At 72.5% G+C, this 12,313-nt stretch carries 1 protein-coding gene; it reads right to left on the reverse strand.

Annotation, left to right across the window (positions count from 1 at the left end; translation table 11 throughout):
- Nucleotides 1–12,313 (reverse strand): non-ribosomal peptide synthetase/type I polyketide synthase (locus D7X12_RS45180; RefSeq protein WP_279637255.1); only part of this gene is annotated, 12,313 nt, incomplete at both ends.

Below are 12,313 nucleotides of genomic sequence, written 5' to 3' on the forward strand. Positions count from 1 at the left end.
ACCGCGCCACCGCAGGCCAGGGGCGCGAAGAGCTCGAAGATGGAGAGGTCGAAGCAAACGGACGTGGCGGCCAGCGTGCCCTTGAGCTGAGCGGGCGAGAAGGTGGAGAGCGCCCAGTCGAGGAAGGCGGTGGCACTGGCGTGCGAGATGGCGACGCCCTTGGGCCGGCCCGTGGAGCCGGACGTGTAGATGACGTAGGCGAGGCTTTCCTCGGACACGGACGTGGCCGGTGCCGAGGTGTGCAGCGCCGAGACACCTTCAGGAAGCGCGTCGAGGCAGAGCGTCTCCACGCCCTGGGTGTCGAGCTTCAGCGAAGCCAGCAGAGGGTAGTGGGAGAGCAGGAGCCGCGCGCCAGAGTCCGCGAGGGTGAAGTCGAGACGTTGACGCGGATACGCGGGGTCGAGGGGCACGTAGGTGCCGCCCGCCTTGAGGATGGCGAGCAGGGACGTGACGAGGTCGACGTTGCGCTCCATGAGGACCGCGACGCGCACCTCGGGCCCGACGCCCTGCGAGCGCAGGTGGTGCGCGAGCTGATTGGCCCGTGCATCCAGCTGGGCGTAGCTCAGGCGCTGGGTGCCGACGACGAGGGCGGTGGCGTCAGGCGTGCGCGCCACCTGCTGGGCGACGAGGTCATGAATCAGGCCCCGGCTCAGCTTCGTGCCCGTGTCGTTCCACTCCACGAGCAGCGTGTGACGCTCGTCCGGCGTCAGCATCGGCAACTGCGACAGGGGTAGCTCCGGCGCGGCGATGGCCGCACCCAGCAAGACCTGGAGGTGTTCGACCATCCGGGCCGCGGTGTTCGGGTGGAACAGGGCGGTGGCGTAGGTGAGGCTGCCCGTGAAGCCCTGCTCCTCGCGCTGGAGCGTCAGGTCCAGATCGAACTTCGCCATCCCACTGTTCACGTCCACGGCGCGCAGGGTGAGTCCGGGCAGGGACAGCTCGGAGACCGGCGCGTTCTGCAGGACGAAGAGGACCTGGAAGAGGGGGCTGCGGCTCAGGTCTCGTGCCGGATGCAGCACCTCCACCAGCTTCTCGAAGGGCAGGTCCTGGTGCTCGTACGCGCCCAGCGTGGTGTCGCGCACCTGCGCCAGGAGCTGGCGGAAGCTGGCATCGCTCTTCACCTGCGAGCGCAACACCAGCGTGTTGACGAAGAAGCCGATGAGCGACTCGGACTCGACGTGCCTGCGGCCCGCGATGGGCGAGCCAACGGTGATGTCCTCCTGTCCGGAGTAGCGCTGGAGCACGAGCTGCCAGGCCGCGAGGAGCACCATGAACGGCGTGGCACCCTCGCGCTTCGCCAGGGCCTCCACCGCGTCACTCAGCTCTCGCGGCAGACGCACGGGTGCCACCGCGCCCAGGAAGGACTGCCTCGCCGGGCGCTGCTTGTCGGTGGGCAGCTCCAGGTGCGCCGGGGCCCCCGTGAGCTGTCCGCGCCAGTAGTCGAGCTGCGCGTCCAGCACCGGGCCACGCAGCCAGTTGCGCTGCCACGCCGAGTAGTCCGCGTACTGCACCGGCAGTTCGGGCAGCGGCGAAGGACGGCCCTGGAGGAAGGCCGCGTACAGCGCGGCGATCTCCCGCACCAGCACGCCCACGGACCAGCCGTCCGACACGATGTGGTGGATGTTCAGCACCAGTACATGCTCGGTGTCGCCCAGCTTCAGGAGCAGGGCGCGCAGCAGCGGGCCTCGCTCCAGGTTGAACGGACGACGGGCCTCCTCGGTGGCGAGGCGCAGGGCCTCCGCCTGGCGCGAGGACGCATCGGACAGGCGCGTCAGGTCCGTCACCGGGAGCGGCAACGGCGCGGGCGCATGGATGTCCTGGAACGGCTCTCCCGCCTCGGTGCGGAAGGTGGTGCGCAGGGACTCGTGGCGGCGCACCAGCTCCTCGAAGCTCCGCTGGAGCGCACCCACGTCCAGCGTGCCCTCCAGCTTCAGGGCCGCGGGGATGTTGTACGTCGTGTCCGTCGGATCCAGCTGGTGGATGAACCACAGCCGCTGCTGCGCGAAGGACAGGGGAAGCTCCGCGCTCCGGTCCGCGACCGCCAGCGGCGGGGCGACGAGCGCCGGGCGGCTGGGATCCTGGAGCGCCTGGAGGCGCTGCGCGAGCGCGGCCACGGTGGGCGCCTCGAAGAGGACGCGCAGGCCCAGCTCCACGCCGAAGGCCGAGCGCACGCGCGCGACGACCTGCGTGGCCCGCAGCGAGTGACCGCCCAGCTCGAAGAAGTGGTCGTTCGCTCCCACTCGCTCGATGCCCAGCACCTCGGTGAAGATTCCGGCGAGGGTCTGCTCGGTGGGGCTGCGCGGCGCCACGTACTGGCCTCGCGCCGTCACCGACACCTCCGGCGCGGGCAGGGCCTTGCGATCCGCCTTGCCGCTCGGGGTCAGCGGCAGCACCCCCAGGTGCACGAAGGCCGAGGGCACCATGTACTCGGGCAGCCGCTCCAGGAGGAAGGTGCGCAGCGTGGCTGCTTCCAGCGGGCCCGCGTCGCCCGTGACGTAGGCCACCAGCCGCGCGTCACCGGACGCGTCCTGGCGCACCACGGCCACGGCCTCGCGCACGCCGGGGTGCGCCTGGAGCGCGGCTTCGATTTCGCCCAGCTCGATGCGGAAGCCTCGCAGCTTCACCTGGAAGTCCGCGCGGCCCAGGTACTCCACCGTGCCGTCAGGCAGCCAGCGCGCCAGGTCTCCCGTGCGGTACATGCGCGCGCCGGGCGTGGTGCTGAACGGATCCGGAATGAACCGCTCGGCGGTCAGGTTCGGGCGGCGCCAGTAGCCGCGGCCCACCTGGACTCCGGCGAGGAACAGCTCACCGGGTACGCCCACCGGCACGGGCTGACCATGGCGGTCGAGCACGTGCAGCCGCGTGTTCGCCACGGGGCGGCCGATGGGCACGCGGCGCAGATCCTCCGAACGCGGGCAGTGCCAGTAGGTGACGTCCACCGCGGCCTCGGTGGGGCCGTAGAGGTTGTGCACCTCCGCGACGGGCAGCCGCGCGTGGGCGCGGCGCACCAGGTCCGCGGGCAGGGCTTCGCCGCTGCACACCACCCGGCGCAGGTGCGTCAGGCCCTCCAGGCCCGGCTCCTCCACGAAGGCGCGCAGCATGGACGGCACGAAGTGCGCGGTGGTGATGCGCTGCTCGGCCATCAGCCGCACCAGATAGGCCGGCTCCTGGTGGCCTCCGGGACGCGCCACGACCAGCCGCGCTCCCGTCATCAGCGGCCAGAAGAACTCCCAGACGGACACGTCGAAGCTGAACGGCGTCTTCTGCAACACCGTGTCGTCCGACGTGAGGCCGTACTCCTGCTGCGTCCAGCGCAGGCGGTTGACGACGCCCGCGTGCGCGTTCATCGCGCCCTTCGGACGTCCGGTGCTGCCCGATGTGAAGATGACGTAGGCCAGCGCATCGGCCGAAGCGCGCGGCGCGGGCGTCGTCGTGGGGTGGCGGGCGATCCGCTCCCAGCCGGTGTCCAGGCAGACGACCTGGGGGCCCGGGTCCGTGCCCAGGGGCAGCTTCGAGACGAGGTGCTCCTGCACCAGCAGCACCGGGGCGGCGGTGTCCTCCAGCATCCACTGGAGGCGGTCGCGCGGGTAGGCCGGATCCAACGGCACGTAGGCCGCGCCCGCCTTGAGCACGCCGAAGAGCGCCACGACCATCTCCAGCGAGCGCTCCAGACACACGCCCACCAGCGACTCGGGTCCCACGTCCAGCGTGTGCAGGTGGTGCGCGAGCTGGTTGGCCCGCGCATCGAGCTGCGCGTAGGTGAGGTTCTGGCCTTCGAACGTGACGGCGACGGCGTCCGGGCTCTTCGCGACCTGCTGCTCGAAGAGGTCGTGGATGCGCTCACCGCGCGGGTACTCCACGCGCGTGTCGTTCCACCGCACGAGGACCTGCTGCCGCTCGTCCTCCGTGAGCAGGGGCAGGCGGGACAACGGCTGGTCCGGCGACGCGACGACGGCCTGGGCCAGCAGGGACAGGTGCCCGGCGAGGCGCGCGACGGTGGCCTCGTCGAAGAGGCGGGTGGCGTACTCCAGCCGGCAGAACAGGCCGGTGCGCTGCTCATACACGTCCAGGCCCAGGTCGAACTTCGACGTGCCCGTGGGCACCTCCACCTGGCTGAGCTGGAGCGACATCGGCGTCGCGGCGTCCGAGTCCGGTGTGTTGAGGACGTTGAGGAGGACCTGCACCACCGGCGTGCGGCTCTGGTCGCGCGGCACCTGGAGCACGTCCACCAGTCGCTCGAACGGGGCCTCCTGGCGCGCGTACGCACCCAGGGCCTGCTGCTTCACGCGGTTCACCAACTCGCGGAAGGTGGGGGCGCCCTCCAGCTTCGCGCGGAAGGCCAGCGTGTTGACGAAGCAGCCGATGAGGCCTTCCACCTCCGGCCTCGTGCGGGCCGCGATGGGCGTGCCCACCGCGAAGTCGTCCTGGTTCGCGTAGCGCCCCAGCAGCGTCTGGTAGAGCGCCATCAGCACCATGAACGACGTGGCGCCTTCCTTGCGGCCCAGGGCCAGCAGGGGCTCCGAGACTTCCCGGGGGATGTGGAAGCGGTGCACGTCGCCCGCGTAGGACTGCACGGCGGGACGGGGCCTGTCCGTGGGCAGCTCCAGCGCAGGCACCCCGGAGAGCTGCGCCTTCCACCAGCGCAGCTGCTCATCCAGCATCGCGCCTTCCAGCCACTTGCGCTGCCACACGGCGAAGTCCGCGTACTGCACTGGCAACGCCGGGAGCGGCGACGGCAGGCCCGCGCCGAAGCACGCGTAGAGGATGGTCAGCTCCTGCGCGAGCACCAGGGTGCACCACGCGTCGGAGACGACATGGTGGAGCACCAGCCCCAGCACGTGCTCCTCCGCGCCCATCCGCATCAGGCGCGCGCGCACGATGGGGCCTCGCTCCAGGTCGAACGGGATGTCCGCGAGCGCACGGCAGCGGCGCAGCAGCTCCGCCTCGCGCTCCTCGCGCGTGTCACCGGGGACGTCTTCCAGCGGCATGGGCAGGCCGCCCGTCGGCTGGACGATCTGCACGGGGCCGGCATCCGACAGGGAGTACGTGGTGCGCAGCACCTCGTGCCGCTTCACCAGTTCGTCCAGCGCGGCCTGGAGGGCCTTCGTGTCCAGCGCGCCCGTGAGGCGGAAGTTGACGGCGTTGTTGTAGGCGACGTTCGCCGGATCCAACTGCTGCAGGTACCAGAGCCGCTCCTGCGGGAAGGAGAGCGGCAGGGGCTTCTCCCGCGACGCGCGGGGGATGGGCGGCGGCGCCCCCTGCACCCGCGCGGCATTCGGCGCGGACGTCGGAGCCTTGGGCGACGCCGGTGCCTTGGGGGCTGGTGCCGGCGCGGCGGGCGGAGGCAGTCGCGCGGCCGGCAGCGTCACCGGCTCCACGCGGCCATCCGCGCGCAGGCGGGCCGTGCGGCCCGTGCGGTACAGCTTCGCGGCCCTGTCGAGCGGGTGGGGCACCAGCCGACGGCGCTCCTCCTCGGCGGACCGCCACAACGCCCACGGCACGCCAGCGCCACCCAGGGCCAGCTCGCCCACCACGTTCGCGGGCACCGGCTGGCCCGCATCGTCCAGCACCCAGGCCTGGAGGCCCGGCGGCACGCGCTCTCCGGGGGCCCGGGGCAGCAACGCGCCTTCGACGGTGCCGCCCGCGAGCAGCACCGATACGCCCGAGGCTCGTTGCAGGGCCGACGCCAGCTCCGACGACGCTCCTTCGAGCACCAGCGCTCCGAAGGGCGCCAGGGCCTCGCGGGCTCCGGGCAGGTCGGTCAGCGCTCGCGCGAGCCGCGCCGTGGTGTTCAGCAGCACCGCTCCGGACTGGCGCGCCAGCTCCAGCAGCTCGCCCACGCCCTGTTCACCCTCCACCAGCACCTGCTCGCGCTGCGCGAGGGCCTCCGCCTCCGCCAGCGCGCGCACCTTCGCCAGGCGGCGCAGGCCTTCCAACACCACCGGCGTCTCCAGGCCGAAGTCGATGAGGCACGTCACCTCGTCCACGTCCGCCGCGCGCACGTCGCGCAGCCGCTGGAGCCCGCTCTCCACCGTGCCGATGAGGCCCGTCACCTTCGCGTGGTGCTCGAAGGTGTGCTCCAGCAGCGCGTCCAGGTCCTGCGAGGAGAACTTGTCGATCTCCCCCTGGTGGCCCTGCGCCGCGAGCAGTGAGGCGGTGATGTCCGCGGAGCTGCGGAAGTAGCCGAGCAGCGGCTTGCGCACCGTGCGCAGCACCTCCTGCTCGTCGTCACCCAGGTACGTGTGGAGCATGCACGTGATGTGGCCCCGGCCCGGGTGGCCGTTGCGGCGCCACGCCTCGCGGTACAGCGCCACCTTCGGCTTCAGCTCCTCCAGCGAGTGCGCGAAGAGGCCGGTGAGGATGCCCGCGCCCAGCTCGCCCGCCAGCCGGAACGTCTCCGGGTTGGCGGTGGCCGTGAGCCACACCGGCAGCTCCTTCTGCACCGGCTTCGGGCGCACGCCGACTTCCACCATCGCGCCGTTGCCGCCCATGCGCTGGATGCGCTCGCCGCGCCACAGGGCCCGCAGCGTCTCCAGGTTCTTGAGGAGGATGTTGCGCCGGTCCGCGTAGTTCTGGGGCGCGAAGACGAAGTCCCGCACGTGCCAGCCCGTAGCGACCGACAGGTCCACGCGGCCCTGCGACAGGTTGTCCACCACGGCCCACTGCTCGGCGATGAGCAGCGGATCATGCAGCGGCAGCACCACGCTGCCGGAGCGCAGGCGCACGTTGCGCGTGACGGCGGCCAGCGCCGCGGCGGCGACGGCCGGCTGCGGGTAGATGCCGCCGAAGGAGTGGAAGTGCCGCTCGGGCGTCCACACGGCGGAGAAGCCGTTCGCGTCCGCGAACTTCGCGCCCTCGAGCAGCAGCTCGTACTTCGGGCCGCTCATCGCATCCTCGTCGTTGGCGAAGTAGCTCAGGCTCACATCGAGCGCGCGGGTCCGCGGGCCGCCGCCGTGCAGCCGCACGAGCTGCGCCGTCACCTGCTCGGAGGGGAATACGACGCGCAGCCCCCGCGAGAGGGCCCACAGCGACTCCAGCTCCGGACGCTCCGCCGTGGCCTCGGTGGCGGCGAGCCACGCGCTTCCCTCGGCGGGACGCAGCCGTGCGTCCAGCGCGGCGAACAGCTCCGTCAGCGCGGGATGTCCCAGCGCCCACGCGGGCTGGCCGGCCCCCGCGGGCAGCAGCCACGCGACGGTGTCCTCCGTGCTCGCTCCCTGCTCCGTGTCGGTGGCGCCCAACGGCTCCAGCGCGTCCTCCACGTGCAGCACGCGCGAGGCCTCCAGGCGCGCGGCGGTGACGACGCCCTTCCACGTCACGATGCGCGGCGACGCGGCGCCTTCGGGCGCATAGATGGCGAGGTTGCCCAGGTCGGTGGGCCCGAGCGCCACCACGGCGGCACCGGCCTCCAGCACGCCCCACAGGGCCGCGACCTTCTCCGGCGACGGTCGCAGGCACACGACGACGGGCTCGCCGGGCTTCACCCCGAGCATCCGCAGACGGGACGACAGCGCGCGGGCGCGGGTGGACAGCTCCGCCCACGTCCACGTCTTTCCCTCGCGGACGAGGGCCACGGTCTCCGGGTGACGGCGCGCACGGTCCGCGAGCAGCGCGGGGAGCGCGGGCGCGGTGGGGACGGGCAGGGGACGGGGCCAGGCGTTGCGTTCGACCTCCGTGGCGAGCGACAGGCGGGAGAGCCGCTCGTCGGGCGTGGCGAGCGCGGACGTCAGCAGCGCCTGGAGGTGCTCCAACATGCGCCGGGCCGTGGTCGCGTCGAACAGCTCGGTGGCGTACTCCAGCGCGCCGTGCACGCCCGCGGGCCCTTCCGACAGGATGAGCGTCAGGTCGGAGAGCGTCGTGCCCCACTGCACGGGGGTGCCGGGGATCTCCACGATGGAGGTGCGCACGCCCATCGTGTCCTGCGCATCGACGCTGGAGACGGCGTTGCTGTGGTAGACGAAGACGGTGTCGGCCATGCGGTCCCGGCCGATGTCCTTGCCCGGGACGAGCTGCTCCACCAGGTACTCGAAGGGCACGTCCGGGCGGGCCTGCGCATCCCCCACTTCCTGGCGCACGCGCTCCAGCAGCTCGCGGAAGGACGGGTCCCCCGCGAGGCTGGTGCGGAACGCCGCCGAGTGCGCCACGTAGCCGATGAGCTGCAACAGCTCCGGACGCGTGCGGTTCGCGATGGGCGTCCCGACGATGATGTCCGTCTGCCCCGTGTAGCGGTGCAGCAGCGCGTTCCACGCGGCCAGCACCGTCATGTAGCCGGTGAAGCCCTCGCGCTTGCCGAAGGCCACCAGCTCCCGGGCGAGCGCCTGCGGGAACGCCACGCTCATGCGCTCCGACGTCAGCGGGCACTTCTCCGGACGCGGCCGGTCCGTGGGCACGCCCAGCTGGCGCGGCATGCCCGCGAGCCGGGTGCGCCACCACTGCTCCTGCTCCGGCACCAGGTGCTCGGCGATGGTGCGGCGCTGCCACGCGCCGAAGTCCGCGTACTGCACCGTCAGCGGCGCCAGCGGTGAGGGCTTGCCCTGGCGGAAGGCGCCGTAGAGCTGGCTCAGCTCGTGGATGAAGATGGCGATGGACAGCGTGTCGCAGACGACGTGGTGGATGCAGACGAGCAGCAGGTGCACGTTCTCCGCCTGTCGCAGCAGCGTCGTGCGCAGGACGGGGCCGTTCACCAGGTCGAAGGGCCTCGCCGCGTCCTCACGCGCCAGGCGCAGGGCTTCGGCCTCGCGCTCCTCGGGCGTGCCGGTGAGCTCCACGCGCTCCAGCGGGATGCGCACGTTCGCGTGGAAGCGCTGCACGGGCCGGCCGTCCACGAGGTCGTAGGTGGTCCGCAGCGCTTCGTGGCGGCGGACGATCTCCTGGACGGCGCGCTCCAGGGGCTCCACGGCCGCGTCGCCTTCCAGCTTGAGGACGACGGGGATGTTGTACGCGGAGAGGCCGGGCAGGTGCTGCTCCAGCCGCCACACGCGCTCCTGCACGAAGGACAGCGGCAGCTCGGCCGTGCGGGGCAGGGCCTCCAGCGGCAGCTCGCGCGTCTGCTCCACCGAGGGCGCCTGGCTCAGCAGCGGCTCGATGCGCGCGGCGATGCCGGCCACCGTGGGGGCCTCGAACAGGGCCGCCAGGGGCACCTGGACGCCGAAGGTGTCGCGCAGCTGGTTGAGCAGCTGCGCGGCCATCAGCGAGTTGCCGCCAATCTCCAGGAAGTTGTCGTCGCGTCCGACGAACTCCAACGCCAGCCGTTCGCGCCAGAGCGCGGCCACACGCTCCTCGATGTCACCTCGCGGTGAGTCCGCACGCGCGGGGGCGCTCGATGCTGTGGGCAGGCTCACCGGGACCAGGGCCGCCGGAGCCGGCGTGGGGACCGCCGTGCGCGCGGACACATCCCCCACCGGAGCGGAGAGGGTGCCCTGCGCGGACGGCGAAACGGTCACGATGGGGGGCGTTGCCACCTGCGGCTGCCCGGACGCGTGCGGCGGCGCCGTCTGCGCCAGCGCGGACGGGCTTGCCCCGGGGACCGAGCCTCGCGCGTGGGCCGGTGCGGTCGTCGCATGGGCCGCAGTCGACGCTGGCGCGGAGGCCGGTGCCTGCGAGGCGACAGGTGCGCTGGTGCGCGAGGCCTCCACCCAGACGCGCTTGCGCTGGAACGGGTACGTGGGCAGGTGGATCCGCAGGCGCTGTTCGTGGGCGTAGAACGCCTTCCAGTCCAGCGGGAGCCCCGCGGTCCACAGCTCGCCCAGCGACGCCAGCAGGCCCGCGTGCTCCGGCGTGGTGCTTCCACGGCGCACCGACGGCACGGCCTTCACGCGGTCCTTGTCCTGGCCCAGGCACGCGCGCATCAGCGGGGTGAGGTCCTGTCCGGGCCCCACCTCCAGCAGCACGCTGCAACCCTCTTCCAGCATCGCGCCCACGGAGTCCGTGAAGCGCACCGGCTGGCGCATCTGATCCGCCCAGTAGCGCGGAGCGCTCAGCTCGCCCGGGCGGACCCAGGTGCCGGTGAGTCCGGAGACGTAGCGCACCGTCGGCTCGGCGCGGCCCAGCGAGCCCACCACCTTCATCAGCTCCGGCATCAGCGGTTCCACGTCCGCCGAGTGGAACGCGTGCGGCGCGGGCATGCGCACCGCCCCCGCGTTGCGCCGCTTCAGCTCCTCCTGGAGCCGTTCGATCTCCTCCACCGGGCCGGAGACGACGCACCGGTCCGGCGAGTTGTGGGCGGCCAGCGTCAGGCGGCCCTTCAGGAGCGGCACCACCTGCGCCTCGGACAGCGCGACCGCGAGCATGGCGCCCGGCGGCATGTGGTGCATCAGCTCCCCGCGCGTCACGGCCAGCTTCAGCGCGTCTTCCAGCGACAGCACGCCGGCCACGCACGCGGCCGCGTACTCACCGAAGCTGTGACCCATGACGGCATAGGGCTTCACGCCCCAGTCCATCCACATCCGCGCCAGGGACACCTCCACGGCGAAGAGCGCGGGCAGCGCGACGCGCGTGTCGGCCAGCAGCGCGGCCTCCGGAGCCTGCGGGCCCGGGACGGCCTGGAGCAGCGTGGTCACGCGCTCGCGCAGCGGGGCCTCCAGCAGCGCGAGGCACGCGTCCAGGTGCGCGCGGAAGGCGGGCTCGGCCTCGTACAGCTCCCGGCCCATGCCCACCTGCTGGGCACCCTGGCCGGGGAACACGAAGGCCACGCGGCGACGGCGTGCGGCCTCCGCGTCCTTCACCGCCACCGGCGTGTACGGCTTGCGCAGCTGCTTCGCGAGGTCCGCCGCGTCGCGCGCCACCACGGCGCGCCGGTGGTCGAAGCCCTTGCGGCCCACCGCGTGGGTGAAGGCCACGTCCGCCATGGACAGGTCCGCGCGGGCTTCCGCGTGCGACGCGAGCCGCTGGGACGCCGCTTCCAGCGCCTCGGGCGTGCGCGCCGAGAGCAGGACGACCTGGTGGGACCGCGTGGTGGAACCACTGTGCGACATGGGTGCTTCCTCGAGCACGGCGTGGGCGTTGGTGCCGCCGACGCCGAAGGAGCTGACGGCGGCGCGACGCGGGGTCTCGCCCGCCGGCCAGGGCCGAAGGGTGGTGTTGACGAAGAAGGGGCCCGCGTCGAAGTCGATCTGCGGGTTGGCCTTCTCGAAGTGCAGGCTGGGGGGAATCTCCCCGTGGTGCAGCGCGAGCGCGGCCTTCATCAGGCCCGCGAGTCCGGCCACCGTGTCCAGGTGGCCCATGTTGGTCTTCAGCGACGCGAGCGCGATGGTGCCCTTGTGCTCCGGGCCCAGGCCGTAGGCGCGCTGGAGCGCCGCGACTTCAATCGGATCTCCCAGCGGCGTGGCCGTGCCGTGCGCCTCCACGTAGCCGATGTCCTTCGGCTGCACGCCCGCGCGCGACAGGGCCTGGGTGATGACGGAGGACTGGCCCTGCACGCTGGGCGCGGTGAAGCCGGACTTGTCCCGCCCGTCGTTGTTCGTCGCCGTGGCGCGGATGACGGCGTAGACGGAGTCGCCGTCCCGCACCGCGTCGTCCAGCCGCTTGAGCACCACCGCGGCCACGCCGTTGCCGGAGATGGTGCCCTTCGCCTTCGCGTCGAACGCGCGGCAGTGGCCGTCCGGAGAGAAGATCAACCCCTCCTGGTAGACGTAGCCCGTGCGCTGGGCCGCGCTCAGGCGCGTGGCGCCCGCGATGGCCACGTCGGACAGCCCCGACAGCAGGTTCTGGCAGGCGAGGTGCGCCGCCACGAGGCCCGTGGAGCACGCGGTGTAGACGAGCGTGCTCTCGCCTCGGAGGCCCAGCTTCCAGGATGTCTTCTGCGCCAGGCTCTGGTGCGTCGCGGTGCCGTACAGCTCGAAGAACGCGGCCCCGTCCAGCGGCATGTTCTGCTGCACCGCCTGCGCGTAGCCGGAGTCGTTCGCGCCCGCGTACAGCGAGATGTCACCGGGGAACTGCTCCGGTTCGATGCCCGCGTCCTCGAGCGCCGCCCAGGTGCACTGGAGGAAGAGCCGCTGCTGCGGATCCGTCCACTGCGCCTCGCGCAGCGACATGTCGAAGAACGCGTGGTCGAACTGGTCGATGTCGTCGAGCACGCCCCCGGCGGGGACGAAGCCCGGGTGCTGCCACAGCTCCATGCCCTCGGGCAGGCCGGGCAGGTGCTCCAGCTCCTCCGGCGTGAAGCGGGAGATGGACTCCACGCCCTCGCGCAGGTTCTTCCAGAAGTCCTCCACGGAGCCCGCGCCGGGGAAGCGGCCCGCCATGCCGATGATGGCGATGTCGGACGACCCGGACGCCTGGGGAGCCCGGGTGCGCGGGGCCACGGGCGCGGACGGGG

The organism is Corallococcus sicarius, from assembly GCF_003611735.1.
Classification (GTDB): Bacteria; Myxococcota; Myxococcia; order Myxococcales; family Myxococcaceae; genus Corallococcus; species Corallococcus sicarius.